At 60.4% G+C, this 18,402-nt stretch carries 19 protein-coding genes; 7 read left to right on the top strand and 12 right to left on the bottom strand.

Going from position 1 to position 18,402, the window contains the following annotated elements:
* On the top strand, positions 1–825 hold an 825-nt coding region (gene xopAW, locus AC1DLB_RS02760), incomplete at its 5' end, for a XopAW family type III secretion system calcium-binding effector (protein WP_477784566.1).
* Positions 826–863: 38 nt separating this feature from the next.
* Here xopAW and AC1DLB_RS02755 read toward each other — a convergent pair.
* The 10 genes from AC1DLB_RS02755 to AC1DLB_RS02710 form a co-directional block, all read right to left on the bottom strand.
* Complete coding sequence (locus AC1DLB_RS02755; protein WP_018926272.1) at positions 864–1,919, bottom strand: AI-2E family transporter; 1,056 nt, start codon at positions 1,917–1,919, stop codon at positions 864–866.
* Between the two features lie 69 nt (positions 1,920–1,988).
* A complete protein-coding gene (locus AC1DLB_RS02750) occupies positions 1,989–2,795 on the bottom strand; it encodes a DUF4892 domain-containing protein (protein WP_018926273.1) in 807 nt (268 codons plus the stop codon).
* 8 nt (positions 2,796–2,803) lie between these two features.
* Positions 2,804–3,463, bottom strand: coding sequence for a glutathione S-transferase family protein (locus AC1DLB_RS02745; RefSeq protein ID WP_018926274.1), 660 nt, complete (start codon positions 3,461–3,463; stop codon positions 2,804–2,806).
* A gap of 50 nt (positions 3,464–3,513) precedes the next feature.
* Entirely contained in the window at positions 3,514–4,368 is an 855-nt protein-coding gene (locus AC1DLB_RS02740; protein ID WP_477743494.1) for an alpha/beta hydrolase, read from the bottom strand.
* Positions 4,365–5,171: an alpha/beta fold hydrolase gene (locus AC1DLB_RS02735; RefSeq protein WP_018926276.1), complete on the bottom strand. Its 807-nt coding sequence runs from the start codon at positions 5,169–5,171 to the stop codon at positions 4,365–4,367. Before AC1DLB_RS02735 ends, AC1DLB_RS02740 begins: the two co-directional genes overlap by 4 nt.
* Before the next feature lie 151 nt (positions 5,172–5,322).
* On the bottom strand, positions 5,323–5,766 hold the full coding sequence (locus tag AC1DLB_RS02730; protein ID WP_019581216.1) for a hotdog fold thioesterase: 444 nt from the start codon (positions 5,764–5,766) through the stop codon (positions 5,323–5,325).
* A 32-nt stretch (positions 5,767–5,798) separates the two neighbouring features.
* The gene (locus tag AC1DLB_RS02725; protein WP_477784565.1) at positions 5,799–7,466 is read right to left on the bottom strand and encodes an AMP-binding protein; all 1,668 of its coding nucleotides are present in this window, start codon (positions 7,464–7,466) and stop codon (positions 5,799–5,801) included.
* Positions 7,467–7,576: 110 nt separating this feature from the next.
* On the bottom strand, positions 7,577–8,029 hold the full coding sequence (gene sixA, locus AC1DLB_RS02720) for a phosphohistidine phosphatase SixA (RefSeq protein WP_018926279.1): 453 nt from the start codon (positions 8,027–8,029) through the stop codon (positions 7,577–7,579).
* Complete coding sequence (locus tag AC1DLB_RS02715) at positions 8,026–8,376, bottom strand: DUF4389 domain-containing protein (protein WP_018926280.1); 351 nt, start codon at positions 8,374–8,376, stop codon at positions 8,026–8,028. The genes sixA and AC1DLB_RS02715 overlap by 4 nt, the downstream gene beginning before the upstream one ends.
* Positions 8,377–8,411: 35 nt before the next feature.
* A complete protein-coding gene (locus AC1DLB_RS02710; RefSeq protein WP_018926281.1) occupies positions 8,412–9,434 on the bottom strand; it encodes an NAD(P)H-dependent glycerol-3-phosphate dehydrogenase in 1,023 nt (340 codons plus the stop codon).
* Positions 9,435–9,630: 196 nt separating this feature from the next.
* On the opposite strand from AC1DLB_RS02710, the gene AC1DLB_RS02705 reads away from it, so the two are divergent.
* The 6 genes from AC1DLB_RS02705 to AC1DLB_RS02680 all read left to right on the top strand — a co-directional run bounded on the left by AC1DLB_RS02705 (position 9,631) and on the right by AC1DLB_RS02680 (position 17,040).
* On the top strand, positions 9,631–11,748 hold the full coding sequence (locus AC1DLB_RS02705) for a TonB-dependent receptor plug domain-containing protein (protein WP_192350862.1): 2,118 nt from the start codon (positions 9,631–9,633) through the stop codon (positions 11,746–11,748).
* Position 11,749: 1 nt separating this feature from the next.
* Entirely contained in the window at positions 11,750–12,682 is a 933-nt protein-coding gene (locus AC1DLB_RS02700) for an ABC transporter substrate-binding protein (protein ID WP_477743496.1), read from the top strand.
* Positions 12,679–14,580 carry an ATP-binding protein gene (locus AC1DLB_RS02695; protein ID WP_018926284.1) on the top strand — a complete coding sequence of 634 codons (1,902 nt, stop codon included), beginning with the start codon at positions 12,679–12,681 and terminating at the stop codon, positions 14,578–14,580. Before AC1DLB_RS02700 ends, AC1DLB_RS02695 begins: the two co-directional genes overlap by 4 nt.
* Positions 14,581–14,825: 245 nt before the next feature.
* Positions 14,826–15,341 carry a 3-hydroxyacyl-[acyl-carrier-protein] dehydratase FabA gene (gene fabA / locus AC1DLB_RS02690; protein ID WP_018926285.1) on the top strand — a complete coding sequence of 172 codons (516 nt, stop codon included), beginning with the start codon at positions 14,826–14,828 and terminating at the stop codon, positions 15,339–15,341.
* An 11-nt stretch (positions 15,342–15,352) separates the two neighbouring features.
* On the top strand, positions 15,353–16,573 hold the full coding sequence (gene fabB / locus AC1DLB_RS02685; RefSeq protein ID WP_007937568.1) for a beta-ketoacyl-ACP synthase I: 1,221 nt from the start codon (positions 15,353–15,355) through the stop codon (positions 16,571–16,573).
* Between the two features lie 278 nt (positions 16,574–16,851).
* A complete protein-coding gene (locus tag AC1DLB_RS02680) occupies positions 16,852–17,040 on the top strand; it encodes a hypothetical protein (RefSeq protein WP_018926287.1) in 189 nt (62 codons plus the stop codon).
* 66 nt (positions 17,041–17,106) lie between these two features.
* On the opposite strand, the gene AC1DLB_RS02675 is transcribed toward AC1DLB_RS02680, so the two are convergent.
* Together AC1DLB_RS02675 and mazG are read right to left on the bottom strand one after the other, a co-directional pair.
* Positions 17,107–17,649 carry a DUF2058 domain-containing protein gene (locus AC1DLB_RS02675; RefSeq protein WP_018926288.1) on the bottom strand — a complete coding sequence of 181 codons (543 nt, stop codon included), beginning with the start codon at positions 17,647–17,649 and terminating at the stop codon, positions 17,107–17,109.
* A gap of 25 nt (positions 17,650–17,674) precedes the next feature.
* A partial coding sequence (mazG, locus tag AC1DLB_RS02670; RefSeq protein WP_477784564.1) for a nucleoside triphosphate pyrophosphohydrolase occupies positions 17,675–18,402 on the bottom strand: 728 nt, incomplete at its 5' end.

The raw sequence follows: 18,402 nt of genomic DNA, 5'->3' as shown, positions 1-18,402 counted from the left end.
AGCTATACCAGCACCAGCAGTACCGCCACCAACAGCGCCCGTAGCCAGCAATTCCAGAAAGAACTGCTCGCCAAACTCGACAACAACAGCGACGGTGCGGTGGATCAGGATGAGCTCAAGAGCGCCCTGTCGCAGAAAAACGACGATGGTCTGCTGGTCAGCCTGAGCAAGAACTTCAGCGATCTGGACAGCGACAAAAGCGGCAGCCTGAGCAGCGAAGAGATGGCCGCGATGGCCCCTCCGACGCCACCGCCGCACGATCAGGCACCGAACACCGAGCTGGCCGATGCGCTGATCAGCGCTTTGGACAAAGACGGCGACGGCGCCATCAACAGCGATGAGCTGAGCAATGGCCTGACCAGTGCCGGCAGCACGGCCGACAGCTCGAAAATCTTCTCGGCCCTGGACAAGAATGAAGACGGCACCGTCAGCCAGGACGAACTCGCCGCCAGCCTGACCCCGCCGCCACCGCCACCTCAGCAGATGTCCAGCGAAGAGCTGTTCAGCCAACTCGATACCGACAGCGATGGCAGTGTCACGGCCACGGAACTGAGCAGCGCGTTGCAGGCGAGCGACAGCACTTCATCGACCGCCACCGACACCAGCGCCGCGTTGCTCAAAGTACTCGATAGCGACAGCAGCGGTGGCGTCAGCAACGATGAACTGAAAGCCGTCCTGCAAGCCGGCCGCGAGCAGAACTCCGACAGCTCCACCCATCAGTTCAACGTGACCGAAGCCCTGAACAAAATGATCGCCAACCTGAGCAAGCAGTATTCGCTCGACAACGTGGCGACCGTAGGCAAACACCTGAACGTGGCGACCTGAGTCAAAAAACTTCGCGGCCCTAAGACCCAACAAAAAACTTAGGGCCGGCGATCTTCAACCCGAGCCTGGCTCTTGCTCCAATCGGTCAACAGGCTGTAAGCCACTGCCAACAACGTCGGGCCGATGAACAGGCCGATAAACCCGAACGCAATCAACCCGCCAAACACCCCGAGCAGCACAATCACCAACGGCAAATTCCCGCCCCGGCTGATCAGGTACGGCTTAAGCACGTTGTCGACCCCGCTGATAATGAACGTGCCCCAGATCCCGAGGAACACCGCCATTCCGTACTCACCCTTCCAGGCCAGCCACGCCGTGGCCGGAATCCACACCAACGGCGGCCCCATCGGAATCAGGCTCAGCAAGAACGTCACGATCCCCAGCACCAGCGCCCCAGGCACGCCGGCAATCAGGAAGCCGATCAACGCCAGCACCGCCTGCGCCGCCGCTGTGCCGATCACCCCGTTGACCACCCGTTGCACGGTGCCCGCCACCAGTTCGATGTAATACCCGGCGCGGTCGCCAATCAGCCGCTCCAGCAACCCATGGACAAACACCGCCAAACGCGGCCCGTCCCGGTAGAAAAAGAACACAAACACGATACTCAGCGTCAACTCGAGGATCCCGCCGCCRATCTGCGCACTGCGTGCCAGCAACCAGTTACCAACCTGACCCAGATAGGGCTTGATCGCCAGCATCATCGCCGCACCTTGCTGATCGATGCTGTTCCAGATCCCCACCAGCCGCTCGCCGACCAAAGGAATACCGCCAACCCAGGCCGGCGCTTCAGGCAGACCATCGACCTGCACATCCTTGATGAACGCCGTGGCATCGCGCACGTGATCCGCCAGGTTGAACCCCAGCCACACCAGCGGCACCGCCACCAGCAGCATCCAGCCAAGCGTCAGTAACAGCGCCGCCAGGGATTCACGACCATTGAGCCAACGGGTCAACAGACGCATCAACGGCCAACTGGCAAACGCCAGCACCGCCCCCCAGAACAGCGCCGACCAGAACGGCGCCATTACCCATAAACTCGCGCCAAACAGCACCAGCAGCAGGATCTGCACCAACAGCCGATCGTTATTGACCATGTAAGATCCCGAAAAAAGTCAGTCCGCAAAGAATTGGCGAATGCGCAGAACGCATTCGCCAAATGAAGCTTATCGCAACAGTTCGAAGTGCAGGCCAGAGCCTTCGACGCTGCCGGTTTCCATCCGCGCCGTGCGCACGCCCTGGCCGATCAACGCCTGGCGCCAGGCTTCGGCACTGGGCCCGGAAACGCTGACTCGCAGTGTGGTGTCCAGGTTCAGACCTCGGGAAATCAAACGCAGCCAGGTGTCGTCAGGGTCGCCGTCGAGTTTGGGGAAATCGAGTTTCCCGGTGCTTTTGAGCTGGCGCAGCAACGTCGCGGACGTCGGCAGCAAATCACCCAACGGCGCCGAGGCATCGAACTGTTCGACGTGCAGATAAGCCCTGCGATTACCGCGAGTGATGCTGTAAAGCGCCACCAGGGTGTTTTCTTGGGGGGCCGCCAGACGCAGCAGCAAATAAGCCTGCTGATTATCGGCGCCATAGAGCTTGGCGTTACCGAAGACTTCATTGGCCCACAGGCTGCTTTCCCCACAATCCCGGGCCTGACACCAGAACAACAGCTCGGCGCCCTGCTTTTGCAAGGCTTCGCGGGCGGCGGTGAAGGCATCGGTGGAGGAATGCTCCGGTGGCAATTCGTAGGTGACCGAGGTGGTTTGACCGCGAGCGGTGACCTGGCCGTCGAAACGCAATTGGCCGCTGATCTTGCGGATCGAACCCAGCGGGTAAATCCGCTCGAGTTCTACCGTCGGGCGATAGTCGACGATCTGCGCATCGGTTATGCGCGGCACGATAGGCAGGTCCTGACTGCCAGGAATGTCAGCGGCCAATAACCAGGGACTGAAACTGCACAGCGCCAGCAGAGTGAGTGAACGCATGGATAGGTTCATCGGATCAACATGGCCTGGGCACCCTTGATGACACTGGCATCATCGATGCGCTCCGGCACCCGCAAACCACGCTGCACCGCAGGGCGTGCTTCCATGGCGGCCAGCCAGCGTTGCAAGGCAGGCAAGCCGTCCACCGAGACACCGGACCAGTCATGGCCACGGACCCACGGAAAGGTCGCGATATCGGCGATGCTGTACTCGCCCGCCAGGAATTCCACGGTTTGCAGACGCGTGTCTAGCACTTCATACAAGCGTCGGGTTTCATGTTGATAGCGATCGATGGCGCCCTGGAGCTTTTCCGGGAAGTAGCGGAAAAATACGTTGGCCTGGCCCTGCATCGGGCCGATGCCGCCCATCTGGAACATCAGCCACTGCAACACCACCGAGCGCCCTTTCGGATCCTGGGGCAGCAGTTTGCCGGTCATCTCGGCGAGGTAAATCAGAATCGCGCCGGACTCGAACACGGCGAAATCGCCATTGGCGCGGTCGACAATCGCCGGAATCCGGCCATTGGGGTTGATCTTGAGGAACTCCTCGGACTTCTGTTCCTTTTTGTCGAAACTCAAGGCATGCACCGTGTAGGGCAGGCCGAGTTCCTCGAGCACGATAGAGACCTTGTGGCCATTCGGGGTCGCTGCGGTGTACAGATCTATCATGGTTGTCTCCCATTTCAACCCGCCCAGCCTCGACAGTTGCCCGACGCAAGTCAAGGAACGGCGAAGAACCGATTGAAACAGTCTGCGACAAGACCGGCACCGGGTTCGTCATTGAGGTGCAAGTGATGGCCGCCAGGCAACTGTTCATGGCTAAAGGGTAGACGTTCCAGCAACTCGGGATGTTTGGCGAGCATGCCGTCAGCCGCGACCACCAGGTGTGCAGGACAACTGACGCGCTGGACGAAAGCCATCGCCTGCTCAGTGGTCAGACGCAGCGGCGACGGTAGCGTCAGGCGGTTGTCGGTGCGCCAGGTATAACCGCCCGGCACCGGCATCAAGCCGCGCTGGGCCAGCAGTTCGGCGGCTTCGCGACTGACCGCCACCAAGCCTTTCATGCGCGCTTCGATGGCCCGGTCGAGGGTGTTGTAGACCGGTTTGCGTTTTTCCCGCAGATCCAGCTGCGCCTGCAGGGCCATGCCCATGCGTTCGGCGGCGTTTTCGCCTTTGTCTGTAGGAGGAATGATGCCGTCGATCAACGCCAGGTGAGTCACCCGCTCCGGCAACGCCCCGGCCAGCACCAGCGAGACGATCGCCCCCAGGGAATGCCCCAGCAGCGCAAAACGTTTCCATCCCAACTGCTCGGCCACTTGCAGCACGTCGTGGGCATAGTCCCACAGCGCGTAACCGGCGCCGTTCGGCCGATGCCCCGAGTGACCGTGCCCGGCCATGTCCAGCGCGATGATGCGCAAGCCTTTGAGCTTCGGCGCCAACCGGGCAAAGCTGTTGGCGTTGTCCAGCCAGCCATGCAAGGCAATCACCGGCAAACCGTCCTCGGGACCGAACAGGTGCGCCGCCAACTCGATATGCGGCAGGCTCAGGCGAACTTCTTCAACAACGCTGCTCATGCGCAATCCTGTTGGCGGCGACTGTCCCAGCGACTGAACAGGCTCTTCAGCAGCGTGGCCGTGTCTTGTGGACGTTCGAGGGGAAACATGTGGCCACCGGGCAGGGTCAAGGACTCGCCCAGCGGCATGCGCCCGACGGATCGGGCGTGATGACGCATCACCACGCGGCTCTTGTGCCCGCGAACTACTGCCAGCGGCACTTTCAACTGTCGCGCGCGGCCAGGGCTGGTGTGCGGTACGCCGCGGTAGATGCTGATTTCCGTGGCCGGGTCGAAACGCAGGCGCAGCTTGTCGCCGACCTTTTGCAAACCATGTTGAAGATAGGCTTCGAAGCATTCCGGGTCGAAGCCACGAAACAGGGTTTTACCGGCGAAATACAGGCGGGCCGCTTCCAGATCGGCGAACTCTTCCCGTCGTCCCAACGTGCGACCGGCCGGGGTCAGGCGATCGATGAAACCGAAGCGTTTGGCGGCACGGATCACCCATTGATCGGTGCGGGTCAGCACCGGTGAATCGAGCATGACCACGCCGCGATACAACTCAGGGCAACGCAACGCGGCGTGAAGGTGCAGCACGCCGCCGAAAGAGTGGCCGACGCCCCAGACCGGCTCCGGCTGCTGCTGGAGGTGATGAATCAGCTCATCCACCAGATTGCTCCAGTTGTCGTCCGCCGGAAAACGCGGGTCATGGGCGTGCTGCTCCAGATGCGCCACCTGGTACTCGGGCGCCAGCGCCGCGAACAACTTGCTGTAGGTCCCCGAAGGAAAGCCATTGGCGTGGGCGAAAAATATCTGTTGCGACATACCGGCAGATCCATGTGCGAAAAACAGACGTTGATTGTCCGTAAGACCGTGTCCTACAGCAATGACCATAACTGCCAGGAATGGTGGTAGGAGATGTCGCTAAGATCAAAAGATCGCAGCCTTCGGGGCACGATCTTTTGATCTTGCAGCTTCAACGCGCCGGCGGTTTCTCCCCCAACGGCACCACCGCCATGGTCAGGCGCGACACACAACTGGCCTTGCCCTCATCACTGGTCAAGCGAATATCCCAGACATGGGTGGTGCGCCCGATGTGAATCGCCTTGGCCACCGCCGTCACCCGCCCGCTGCGCAGACCGCGCAAATGGTTGGCGTTGATTTCCAGGCCCACGCAATAAAACTTGCTGGCGTCGATGCACAGGAAACTGGCCATCGAGCCAACGGTTTCGGCCAGCACCACCGAAGCGCCGCCGTGCAGCAAGCCATAAGGCTGGTGCGTACGGTGGTCGATGACCATGCTCGCGGTCAGGGACTCGTCATCGAAGGCTTCAAAGCGAATATCCAGCACTTCGCCGATGGTGTTTTTCTGGATAGCGTTCAACTGCTCGATGTTGGGAGTGGTGCGCCACAGAGTCATCGTTGCGTTCCTTTGTTGGTGTTGTTCGTGACTCAATCCTGCCACAGCACCGCCTCGCTGCGCGCGCTCCATTCTTCGAAGCGCGCACCGTAAACCGCTTCGATCATGTTGCGCTTGATCTTCAGGGTCGGTGTCAGGAAGCCGTTTTCCACCGCCCAACTGTCCTTGACCACCACCAGCCGATGCAAGCGTTTATGCCGGTCGAGGACGCCGTTGACCTCCTCCAGCAGTTGTTCCAGGCTTGAATGCAAACCCGCCCTCGCCGTCCCGCTGGCGTCCTGCTGACCGACCGCCGACAACACGCACAATCCCAGTGGCGCGCTCAAGCCATCGCCGACCACGCACACTTGTTCGATCCGCGAATGCACCGCCAGACGATTCTCGATCGGCGCCGGGGCCACGTATTTGCCTTTGCTGGTCTTGAAGATTTCCTTCAGGCGCCCGGTCAGGCGCAGGTTGCCCTCGGCGTCTTCCTCGCCCTTGTCACCGGTGCGCAGGAAGCCGTCCTCGGTGAGGGATTCGGCGGTTTTCAAAGGCTCCTTGAAATAGCCGAGCATGGTCGCGCCGCTGCGCACCAGCACTTCACCTGATGGCTCAACCCGTACTTCGACTTCCGGGCATGGCTTGCCGATCCAGCCGGGGTTGTTTTRGCCGGGCAGGCCGATGTGGGAGTAACCGCAACTTTCGGTCATGCCGTACACCTCCAGCACGTCCAGCCCCAGTTTTCGATACCAGTTCAACAAGGTCTGCGGCACTGGCGCCGCGCCGGACAAGGCGATGCGCAAAGCGTCCAGCCCCAGCCCGGCGAGGACTTTGTGCCCTACCCGTTTGCCGATGAAAGGCAGGCCGAGCAGGAAGTCGAGGCGTTTTGCCGGGATCTTGCCGTACACGCCCATCTGGAATTTGGTCCAGATGCGTGGCACGCCGAACAGCGCGGTCGGTCGGGCACGCTGCAAATCGGTGAGGAAGGTGTCGAGGCTCTCGGCGAAAAACACCGTTTGCCCGGTGTAGATCGCTGCCAGCTCGACGAACATCCGCTCGGCGACATGGCACAGCGGCAGGTAGGACAGCAGGCGATCCGACTCATTCAGGCTAAACAACCGGGTGCCATGGGTGGTGGCAAATCCCAGCGTGCCGAAACTGTGCATCACGCCTTTGGGCTGGCCCGTGGTGCCAGAGGTGTAAATGATGGTCGCCAGTTGATCGGCGGCGGGTTTGGGGTCGTCCTGAATCGGTGAGCTGCGTTGCAGGTCGGCCCAGCTGAAATTGAAAGTGCCCACCGGGCACAGCGGCAGGCTGATGGTCGGCAGCTCAGGCCTAATCCCGACGGACATGCCCGGCCAGTCATCCAGCTTGCCGATGAACGCCAGTGCAGCTTCAGAATGATCAAGCACCTGGGCAACGGATTCGGCGGTCAGATTGGGGTACAGCGGCACCGAGACATGCCCGGCCATCCAGATCGCCAGGTCGGCGATGATCCAGTGGGCACAGTTTTTCGAGATCAATGCGATGTGGCTGCCTTGCGGCAATTCGCGAGCCCGCAGCCAGTGGGCGGCACAGCGCGCCTGATGACCGACGTCGGCCCAGGTCAGCGTCTCGACCTGGCCACCCCCTGTCGGCTGAACCAGAAAGCGCTGGCGCGGATGACGGGCTTCGCGCTCGTAGAAGACGTCCAGTGGCAAACGAAAAGCAGCAGACATGCGACTTGCTCCCATATTTCTGGTCTGGAGCAAGCGTAGTCAACCAAGCAAGTGCTTGGTTGACTATTTCACACAAAAATCAGCAACGACACCGGTCCAGTGGGAGCCGGTTACGGGGTTTTGATGCCGTTGAGCTTCATCGCCCCGACCAGCAGTTCATCGCCCTCAAGCTCCGCCAGTCCGGCGGTGCCGACCCGCTCCGGGTCTTGCACGTGACCATGCTGCAAATAGCCCAGCAGGTTACCGACCAGCGGGTTGTGGCTGACCAGCAGTGCGTGATCCACGGAAACCAACTGCTCCGCCACTGCTTGCGGATTATTGTCGGGCGTCAGCCATTCGACGGTGCGAATCTCCGGTGCAAAACCCAGCTCCTTACGCACCAGCATTGCGGTCTCCTGCGCTCGCAGGTAAGGGCTGGCATAAATGGCAGTCAGGTGTTTGCCCTTCAATTTGGCCGCGATGCGCTTCACCTCTTTGCGCCCCTTATCGGTCAGGGCCCGCTCGGAGTCCGGACGGGTACCGTGAGGTTCGGCTTCACCATGACGCAATACCCAGAGTTTCATAGTTTCGGTTCCTCATCTCGGGCCGGATGCGGCGCCGGCGCCACAACGTGCGGGGCTTCACCTTCCGGTGTACGCGGCGCTGGCCAGTCGGCGAACGGCCAGGGCTTCTGGTCGCTGTGAAAGCTGCCGAAACGACCGATCTGCGCCAGAAACTGGCTCAGGCTGTCGCCGAAATTCATCAGGCTGGCGCTCGGTGCGCCATATATCAAACGATAGATCAGCTGCACCAGCACCACTGCGCCGAGGATCAATTGCGCCACTTGCCAGACCAGCACGTAGACAATCATCCACAGCACCCGCAGCAGGATGGATTCGTACTTGCCTTCTTCTACTTTCGGATCGTTCATGTCTGTCTCGCTCCCTGCTCGTATCGGTTAAGTGCTTAGAAACCACTGGGGGAAATAAAGTCCACGTCGGTTTTCGGTTCGCCACGCATCAACAACCCGATCACCTGATCAAGCGTGCGCCCTTCGAACAGAATCGCGTGCAATCCGGCGACCAGCGGCATATATACACCTACTTCCTGAGCCTTGGCCTTGAGCACCTTGAGGGTATTCACGCCTTCGGCCACTTCGCCCAGACGCGTCACCGCGTCCTCCAGGCTCAAGCCCTGGCCGAGGGCAAACCCGACCTGATAATTGCGGCTTTTCGGCGATGAGCAGGTGACGATCAAATCGCCGACGCCCGCCAGCCCCAGGAACGTCATCGGGTTGGCACCCTGACTGACCGCGAAGCGGGTCATTTCCGCCAGTGCCCGGGTAATCAGCATGCTCTTGGTGTTTTCGCCCATGCCCAACGCCACCGCCATGCCGGCGATGATGGCGTAAACGTTTTTCAGCGCCCCGCCCAGCTCCACGCCAAAGCGGTCGGCGCTGGCGTATACGCGAAAGGTCCGGCCATGCAGCGCGGCCTGGACCTGCTGGCAAAGGTCTTCGTCTTCGCTGGCAACCACCGTGGCGGTCAGCGCGTGCTCGGCGATTTCACGGGCCAGGTTCGGTCCCGACAGCACGCCGATGCGCGCTTGCGGGGCGATGTCTTCAAGAATCTGGCTCATCAGCTTGAACGTATGGGCTTCGATGCCTTTGGTCAGGCTCACCAGCATTTTGCCGCTCAAAAGCTGAGCGTAAGGCGCCAGCACCGAGCGCAGCGCGCTGGAGGGCAACGCGACGAAGCACAGGTCGCAGGCTTCCAGCGTGGCTTGCAGGTCTGTGACTGCCTCCACCGCCGGAAGAATCTTGATGCCTTTGAGGTAACGCGGGTTCTCGCGATTGACCCGAATGGCCTCGGCCTGCTCGGGGTCACGCATCCACAGCCGCACCTGATGCCCGTTCTCGGCCAGCAGATTAGCCACGGCGGTACCAAAACTTCCGCCTCCCAGGACCGCAATYGGGCGCTGTTCAGTCATATGCAATCCGTTAATCCATACCAGTGGCGATRSCCGCATTATACGGAGCGGCCCAGTCGCGGCCAGCCCCGACATCAATTACCGGCACTTGTAGGAAGAAGACCAAGAAAACCGAGGAAAATGCCCACAACGTGACTGGAAAAGTCATTGCGCTCGGTTAACATGCGCGCCAATTAATCGCTATCAAGGCCGTGCCGTGTCTTTTGGCTCTCCCTCTCCTCGCTCGCCACTGGTGCTGGCGCTGATGTTCAGCTCGCCATTGCTGGCCGACGACCTGTTCCTGGACAACGGTCCGTTGCCGCAAGTGCTCACCGCGACGCGCCTGAAGCAGTCGCCGGCGGCCGTGCCGGGCAGCATGACGGTGATCGACAGCGAACTGATCAACGCCAGCGGTGCGCGGGACATCAGCGAGTTGCTGCGGCTGGTGCCGGGGATGATGGTCGGCAATATCAGCGGCAACCAGGCAGCGGTGAACTACCACGGCACCAACGCCAGCGAAGCGCGGCGCATGCAAGTGCTGATCGACGGCCGCTCGGTGTACCGCGCGGGCCTGGCCACGGTGGACTGGAGTGATATTCCGGTGGCCATGGAAGACATCGAGCGCATCGAGGTTTTCCGTGGCCCGAACACCGTCAGCTACGGCGCCAACGCGCTGATGGCGGTGGTCAATATCATCACCCGCAAACCGGCCGACAGCCACGGCACGCGGCTGAAAATCACCCGAGGCCAACGCGGCATCAACGATTTCTACGCCAGCCAGGGTATGGGCTGGGACAGCGGCGACTTGCGCCTGTCGCTGTCCGGCCAACAAGACGATGGGTTCGACTCGGACCGCACCGGCGCCGATTATCGCGACAACCGTCGTTTGAATCGCTTCAGCCTCGCCGTCAGCCAGACGCTCAATGAGAATCAGAGCATCGATTGGCAACTGAACGCCAAGGACGGGACCAACCAGCGGCCCTATACCTACAGCCCGGTGTTCTCAGGGATTACCGCCGCTGGGAACAATTCCGACGTCATCGCCAAGGACTACGCCGGCTCGCTGCGCTGGAACCTGGACATCAACCCTGATCACAGCCTTTATATTCAAGGCTCGGCGCAACACTGGGATCGTCAGCAGACTTGGCGTGCCTGCGATGCCGAGATCTCGTTCAGCCCGGAGCTGACCCAACTTTGGCACCTCAATCCCAATTACACCGAACGCCTGGCGCGCAACATCGCTCGTTTCACCGGCGCGCCCCCCGGTACAGCGGCAGAACAAGACCTGGCCAATCAGGTTCTGGCGCAATGGCGAAACGGCGCGAACAAAACGCTGTGCGGCGACATCGACCAGAGTGCCCGAGAGTCGCGCTACGACCTCGAACTGCAAGACACCCTCAGCCTGTCCGACACGCTGCGGCTGGTCAGCGGCATGAACTATCGTTACGACCGGGCCGATTCCGAGACCTACTTCAATGGCACGCTCGACGACACCACCTGGCGGGCGTTCGGCCAACTCGAGTGGCGCGCCACCGAGCACTGGTTGCTGCAAGGCGGGGCGATGTTCGAAGACACGCAATTGACCGGCAGTTCACTGACCCCGCGACTGGCGGTCAACTATCTGATCAACCCGCGCCACGGTTTGCGCGCGGTGTATTCGGAAGCCGTCCGCTCGCCGGACATGTTCGAGAACAGCGTCAACTGGAGTTACCAGGTGACCAACCTGCAACCCAGTGCCTATGGCCAGACCAGCGCCCGCTATTTCGTCAGGACCCGTGGCCCGGGTGACCTCGAACAGGAACGCATGCGTTCCCGGGAATTGGGCTACAACGGCTACTTCACAGACTGGGGGCTGACGGTCGATGTGAAGCTGTTCTACGACGAAATCAACGGCATGATCAGCGAACCGCTGCGCAACAATCAGTACATTGCCAGCAACTCGAACAGCTCACGATTCTCAGGGACGGAAACCCAACTGGACTGGCGCGTCAGCAGCACCGATCGTCTGCGCCTGACGTACGCCTATGTCGATGCCGAGGCGAGCAACCCGCTGGATGCACAACAAACGGCGCGCAACAGCGGCTCCGCCGGTTGGCTGCGCAACTGGGGCCAGGGCTGGAACAGCGCGCTCTTCTACTATGGCGCCGACGCCCTCAACGGTTACCGCTTCGAACGGGTCGACACCCGCCTCGCCAAACGCATCGGCTTGGGCAAGGCCAATCTGGAGCTGGCCGGGATCCTCCAGCAACGCCTCGACAATCAGCCCACCACTTTCGTCGATAACAACTACGACGAACGCCGGGTGCTCTACTTCAGCGCGGAGCTGGAGTTTTAAGATGCCGTATTGCCTGCCACGGAAGACGCCAACCCTTGGCCGCCTGCTGGCCGGGCTGTGCCTGGTGTTTGCCGGGCTGCTGTGCAATCTGCCGGCCCGGGCCGCCGACATTCTGCTGACCGGCGCCGACGACAGCCCTGGCGTGCAGTCTTTCGTCCAGGCCCTGAGCGAGTTGCGCCCCACCGACAGCGTGCGTTTCCAGCCGGTCGCCAGCTTGCCGGCACCCGGCCAACTGCCCGCAGGTACCCGCCTGATTCTGCTCGACTTGCAAAGCCTCGACTGGCGCCTGCAAGACGCCCAAGGCCCGGCAACGCTGGTGCTGCGCATCAGCCGCCTGCAAGCCCACCAACGCTTTGGCGATGTTTCGCCACCGCACCTGAGCCTGCTCTGGAGCGATCCGCCGCTGGATCGACAATTGCGCCTGACCCGACTCGTCCTGCCCGAGGCTCGACGTGTCGGCGTGCTTTTCGACAGCCACAGCGAATTCCTGCTGAAGGAACTGCATCAGGCAGCCCTGCCCCTGGGCCTTGAAGTGGTCACCGAGCGTTGGGACAACACCAATGACAGTCGCCCGTTGCAGGCCCTGCTGAAAAACAGCGATGTGCTGCTGGGCCTGGATGATCCTGATCTGTACAACCCCAAAACCGTGAAAAACCTGCTGCTCAGCAGCTACGCACGGCAGCTGCCGCTGATCGGTCCCAATGCCGCGTTCGTCAGGGCGGGCAGCCTCGCCAGCACCTACAGCGACCAGAGCGATTGGCTGAAGATTCTCGACGAACTGCTCGACCGCCCCTCCAGCACCTGGCCGCGCACCCTTTATCCGCAGCAGTTCAAGGTCTTGAGCAACCCGCAAGTGGCTCGTTCATTAAGCATTGAACCGATGAATGAAGCCTCTGTCGCAACACAGCTGGCCGAAGGAGAACATCGCCCATGACCTTCCATAGCGGTTGGGACATCAATACCCGTACCCAGATCATCAGCCTCGGCCCGGCGCTACTGCTGACGTTGCTGCTGATCAGTTTTTTCACCTTCGTGCGAATCCAGGACCTGCGCCAGGAACTCAACCACACCGGTCAACTGATCGCCAACCAACTGGCGCCGGCCACCGAATACGGGGTGATCTCGGGTAATAACGACGTGCTCGAGAGTTTGCTCAAAGCCACCCTGGCCACGCCCAATGTGCGTTTTCTGGAGGTTCAGGACCGCACCAACCGGGTTCTGGTGTACGTCGAACAACCGTCGGAAACCCACAATCGTTCGCACCAGGTCGAAGTGTTCCAGGCACCGGTGCGGCTGCAACGCATCGCGCTCAACAATGACTTCTTCCAGAACAGCCGCACCGCCCCCACGAAGCCGGGAGAAGATTACCTGGGCCGGGTGATCGTCGGTCTGTCCAATGACGCCTTCAACCAGCGCCAGCAGGAAATCCTGTTCAAGGCCGGGATCCTTGCCCTGTTCGCCCTGCTGTTTACCTTTCTGCTGGCTCGGCGTCTGGCCAGCAGCCTGTCGCAACCGATCCACGACATCGGCAATGCGGTCAAGGCGATCCAGAAAGGCGACTACAAAACGCCCCTGCCGATTGTCGATGACACCGAACTGGGCGCCCTGTCACAACACATCAACAACCTTGCCCAGGGCCTTGAACAAGCCAGCCGCGAACAGCATCAGGCCATGGCGCAATTGATCCAGACCCGCGAGGAAGCGGAAAAGGCCAACAACGCCAAATCCGATTTCCTGGCGATGATGAGCCATGAGCTGCGCACGCCGATGAATGGCGTGCTGGGCATGCTGCAACTGCTGGAAACCACCGCGATGACCGAGGAACAGATCGAGTACGCCGCGCTGGCTTCTGAATCGACTGAACACCTGCTCAAAGTGATCAACGACATTCTCGACTTCTCGCGCATCGAACGCTCGGAACTGGAGCTGGAGCACATTGCATTCAACCTCGCGGACCTGATCACCAGTTGCGCCCAGTCGTTCCAGCACAGCGCAGTGCAACGTGGGCTTGACCTGCAACTGCAGATCCCCGAGGACATGCGCGCCCTGCAGGTTCAGGGCGACCCGACGCGGATCCGGCAGATCCTGGTCAACCTGGTCGGCAATGCGCTGAAATTCACCGAACGGGGCCGCGTCACGATCGAACCGCAGTGGCAGTCGCTGGATCACGAATTGCTGTGGTTCACCTGCACCGTGCGCGACAGCGGGATTGGCATCCCGGCCGAAAGCCTGGAATTGATGTTCAACGCGTTCCAGCAGGCCGACAGTACTATTTCAAGACGTTACGGTGGCACCGGGCTGGGGCTGCCGATTGCCCGCACTCTGGCAGAACGAATGGGCGGCACCTTGCGTGCTCAAAGCGAAGAAGGCGTCGGCTCGGTGTTCACCCTGGAAATTCCATTGGCGCTGTATAAGCAGTCGTTGCCGGTGCTGACGCCGCGAGTACATACCGGCAATGGCCACGGCGAAGGTCGCAATGTGTTGCTGGTGGAAGACAACCCGGTCAACCGCACCGTCATTGAAGCAATGTTGCGCAGCCTGGGCTTTACTGTCAGCGTCGTCACCGATGGTGCACAAGCGGTGCGCAGCGCCGAGAGCCTGATTTTCGAAGCGATTCTGATGGATTGCCGACTGCCGGTCATTGACGGCTACGAGGCCACCCGACAGATTCGCCAACTGCCCGGCTGCGCTGACGTGCCGATCATTGCCCTGACGGCCAACGCCTTGCAGGGCGATCGTGAAGCCTGTTTGTCCGCGGGAATGAACGATTACCTGGCCAAGCCCTTTAAACGCACTGATCTGCAGCAAATTCTGCAGCGTTGGGTGCAGTAGTGCAGGCCTTTCGACGATCTGCGACTGGCGTGAAAGACGAAAGTGCGGCAGTCTTAGGCACCCGAACAGGCCCTAAAAGGGGCTTGAATAATAATTTCAGTGCACAAGTGTACATTCATGTCCTTGGTACTGTGACTTTCACTACAACGCAATAGTCTATGAGTAGGCTGCTGACTCGAGGCATGAACGCTTCGATCGGCCGGGAAGATTCGCCCCCCTGCCGCATGGACTATTGAGGAGCTCGCATGACCAAACAAAACGCCTTTACCCGGGAAGACCTGCTGCGCTGCAGTCGTGGTGAGCTGTTCGGCCCGGGTAACGCGCAACTGCCCGCCCCGAACATGCTGATGGTCGATCGCATCACCCTGATCTCCGAAGAGGGTGGCAAGTACGGCAAAGGTGAATTGGTCGCCGAGCTGGATATCACTCCAGACCTGTGGTTCTTCGCCTGCCACTTCGAAGGTGATCCGGTGATGCCGGGCTGCCTGGGCCTCGATGCCATGTGGCAACTGGTCGGTTTCTTCCTCGGCTGGCAAGGCCTGCCGGGCCGCGGTCGCGCCCTGGGTTCGGGCGAAGTGAAATTCTTTGGCCAGGTACTGCCGACCGCCAAGAAAGTCACCTATAACATCCATATCAAACGCGTCCTCAAAGGCAAACTGAACATGGCCATCGCCGATGGTTCCGTGACTGTCGACGGCCGCGAAATCTATACCGCCGAAGGCCTTCGGGTCGGCGTTTTCACCTCCACTGACAACTTCTAAGGGTTATCCGCATGCGCCGCGTCGTTATCACTGGTCTGGGCATCGTTTCGTGCCTGGGCAATGACAAAGAGACCGTCTCCGCTAACCTGCGTGCAAGCCGCCCTGGCATCCGGTTCAACCCGGAATATGCCGAAATGGGTCTGCGTAGCCAGGTTTCCGGCTCCATTGACCTTCCCCTCGAAGAGCTGATCGATCGCAAGATCTATCGCTTCGTCGGCCACGCGGCGGCTTACGCCTACCTGGCCATGAAAGATGCCATCGCAGACTCCGGCCTGACCGAAGAGCAAGTTTCCAACCCGCGTACCGGCCTGATCGCCGGTTCCGGTGGCGCCTCCACGCTGAACCAGATGGAAGCGCTGGACATCCTGCGCGAGAAAGGCGTCAAGCGCGTCGGCCCATACCGCGTAACGCGGACCATGAGCAGCACTGTTTCCGCTTGCCTGGCCACCCCGTTCAAGATCAAGGGCCTGAACTACTCCATCGCTTCTGCCTGCGCCACCAGTGCTCACTGCATCGGTACCGCCATGGAACAGATCCAGATGGGCAAGCAGGACATCGTATTCGCCGGCGGCGGTGAAGAAGAGCACTGGAGCCAGTCGTTCCTGTTCGACGCCATGGGCGCCCTGTCCAGCCAGTACAACGAAACTCCGGAAAAAGCTTCCCGTGCCTACGACGCCAAGCGTGACGGTTTCGTCATCGCCGGCGGTGGCGGCATGGTCGTGGTCGAAGAGCTGGAACACGCTCTGGCCCGCGGCGCGAAGATCTACGCGGAAATCGTTGGCTACGGCGCGACCTCCGACGGCTACGACATGGTCGCCCCAAGCGGCGAAGGCGCCATCCGCTGCATGCAGATGGCCATGTCCACCGTTGACGCACCGATCGACTACCTGAACACCCACGGCACCTCGACTCCGGTCGGCGACGTGATGGAAATGAAAGGTGTGCGTGAAGTGTTCGGCGACAACGCTCCGGCCATCAGCTCCACCAAGAGCCTGTCGGGTCACTCCCTGGGCGCCGCCGGCGTTCACGAAGCGATCTACTGCATGCTGATGATGGAAGGCAACTTCATGGCGGGTTCCGCCAACATCGACGAACTGGACCCGGAAGTGGCAGACATGCCAATCCTGACCAAGACTCGCGAAGACGCCACCATCAACACCGTGATGAGCAACAGCTTCGGCTTCGGTGGCACCAACGCCACGCTGGTACTGAAGCGCTGGCAGGGTAAGTAATACCCCGCCTACGCCACACATAAAAACGCCCCGACTGGTTCGGGGCGTTTTTTTTGGCCAGGTTTTATCTACGGCCAGACAGCCCTTTAAACATGAAACATTTGTCATGGAACTCAACAGCCTGCGACTGAATGTCGCGTATTTCGCGGGCTGCAGCACTTTCTCCGTTTTTGAAAAAGTCCGTTACCGATTTCAGTCGTTTACTTAGCCAGCTAACAAAACTTATAACAAAGGCCTGCACACGCCTTGCTGCAGATAACAGAGATTGGAGCTAGCAGATGACTGTAAAAGTAACTGAACGCGACGATTCACATATGTCCCATGAAGGCATCGCCGCCGGTATCCGCATCTGGGATGTACATCAACAAGACCTGCTGGTCGGGATGTTCCATTCCGAGACCGAAGCCCACCAATACAAGGCCGAACTGGAATCACTGGAGCAGCAACGCGAAGCGCGTTCTGCATAACCACCGCATTGAAAATGACAAACCCCGCCATGAGCGGGGTTTGTCGTTGTTGCAGCTGCTAACGGCTTACCACATCAGATCGTCAGGAATCTGATAGGCCGCGTACGGATCGTCTTCGGTGCTGACTTCTTCTGTCTTCACATTCAGCTGCACGATGCGCTGTGGGTCGCGCTCCTGAATCTTCAGGGCCGCTTCACGAGGGATCACTTCATAACCGCCAGCGTGATGCACGATCGCCAGGGAACCGCTGCTGAGCTTGTTGCGCATCAGGGTGTTGACGGAGATACGCTTGACCTTTTTGTCGTCGACGAAGTTGTAGTAGTCCTCGGTGTTCAGCTTGGGCAGGCGCGAGACTTCGATCAATTGCTTGACCTGGGCGGCTCGGGCCTTCTGCTCGGCCTTCTCCTGCTGCTGACGGTTGAGCTCCTGATCGCGCTTGACCTTCTCGGCCATGGCTTCCTGAGCCGCACGCTGCTGGGAGTCATCGAGTTCGATCTGGCCTTTGTGGGCCAGACGCTGTTGTTTCTGTTTTTCTTTGCCGACCTGTTTGGCCTGCTTTTGGTTGACCAGCCCTGCTTTGAGCAACTGGTCGCGAAGGGAAAGGCTCATGGTGCTTACTCACTTAGGCAACAGCTCAGCCGCAGCTGGGCAAATTCTTTTCCTGACGTTTGGCTTCGCCCCACAAGGCGTCCAACTCTTCGAGGGTGCAATCTTCTATGGGACGGTGGGTGTCGCGCAATGCCTGTTCGATAAATCGGAAGCGTCTTTCAAATTTTGTGTTCGCACCACGCAGTGCGGTTTCCGGATCGACCTTGAGGTGACGCGCCAGATTGACCACGGAAAACAGCAGGTCGCCGACTTCATCGGCAATCGCCGCCGAGTCATTGTCGSCCATGGCTTCAAGCACTTCATCGAGCTCTTCGCGAACCTTGTCGAGCACCGGCAAGGCGTCCGGCCAATCGAACCCGACCTGCCCTGCGCGCTTCTGCAGTTTTGCCGAACGGGACAACGCCGGCAGTGCCGCGGGTACGTCATCGAGCAAGGACAACTGCTCCGGCGCCGAAGACTTCTCGGCGCGTTCTTCGGCCTTGATCTCTTCCCAGCGTTGCTTGACCTGCTCTTCATTCAGACGCGGGACGTCCAGCGGCGCGTACAGATCCCCGGTGGGAAATACGTGAGGATGACGGCGGATCAACTTGCGCGTGATGCTGTCGACCACGCCAGCGAATTCGAAGCGCCCTTCTTCCCGAGCCAGTTGGCTGTAATAAACCACCTGGAACAACAAGTCGCCCAACTCACCCTGCAAGTGATCGAAATCGCCGCGTTCAATAGCATCGGCAACTTCGTAGGCTTCTTCCAGGG

This window comes from Pseudomonas sp. 05N434, assembly GCF_056396965.1.
This window is presented reverse-complemented; position numbering and strand designations above follow the sequence as displayed.

What these genes read in the sequence shown, in the direction of transcription:
- AC1DLB_RS02750 (WP_018926273.1), bottom strand. Translation starts at nt 2,795, where the DNA reads ATGCGTTCACTCACTCTGCTGGCGCTGTGCAGTTTCAGTCCCTGGTTA.
- AC1DLB_RS02745 (WP_018926274.1), bottom strand. Translation starts at nt 3,463, where the DNA reads ATGATAGATCTGTACACCGCAGCGACCCCGAATGGCCACAAGGTCTCT.
- AC1DLB_RS02740 (WP_477743494.1), bottom strand. Translation starts at nt 4,368, where the DNA reads ATGAGCAGCGTTGTTGAAGAAGTTCGCCTGAGCCTGCCGCATATCGAG.
- AC1DLB_RS02735 (WP_018926276.1), bottom strand. Translation starts at nt 5,171, where the DNA reads ATGTCGCAACAGATATTTTTCGCCCACGCCAATGGCTTTCCTTCGGGG.
- AC1DLB_RS02730 (WP_019581216.1), bottom strand. Translation starts at nt 5,766, where the DNA reads ATGACTCTGTGGCGCACCACTCCCAACATCGAGCAGTTGAACGCTATC.
- sixA (WP_018926279.1), bottom strand. Translation starts at nt 8,029, where the DNA reads ATGAAACTCTGGGTATTGCGTCATGGTGAAGCCGAACCTCACGGTACC.
- AC1DLB_RS02715 (WP_018926280.1), bottom strand. Translation starts at nt 8,376, where the DNA reads ATGAACGATCCGAAAGTAGAAGAAGGCAAGTACGAATCCATCCTGCTG.
- AC1DLB_RS02700 (WP_477743496.1), top strand. Translation starts at nt 11,750, where the DNA reads ATGCCGTATTGCCTGCCACGGAAGACGCCAACCCTTGGCCGCCTGCTG.
- AC1DLB_RS02695 (WP_018926284.1), top strand. Translation starts at nt 12,679, where the DNA reads ATGACCTTCCATAGCGGTTGGGACATCAATACCCGTACCCAGATCATC.
- fabA (WP_018926285.1), top strand. Translation starts at nt 14,826, where the DNA reads ATGACCAAACAAAACGCCTTTACCCGGGAAGACCTGCTGCGCTGCAGT.
- fabB (WP_007937568.1), top strand. Translation starts at nt 15,353, where the DNA reads ATGCGCCGCGTCGTTATCACTGGTCTGGGCATCGTTTCGTGCCTGGGC.
- AC1DLB_RS02680 (WP_018926287.1), top strand. Translation starts at nt 16,852, where the DNA reads ATGACTGTAAAAGTAACTGAACGCGACGATTCACATATGTCCCATGAA.
- AC1DLB_RS02675 (WP_018926288.1), bottom strand. Translation starts at nt 17,649, where the DNA reads ATGAGCCTTTCCCTTCGCGACCAGTTGCTCAAAGCAGGGCTGGTCAAC.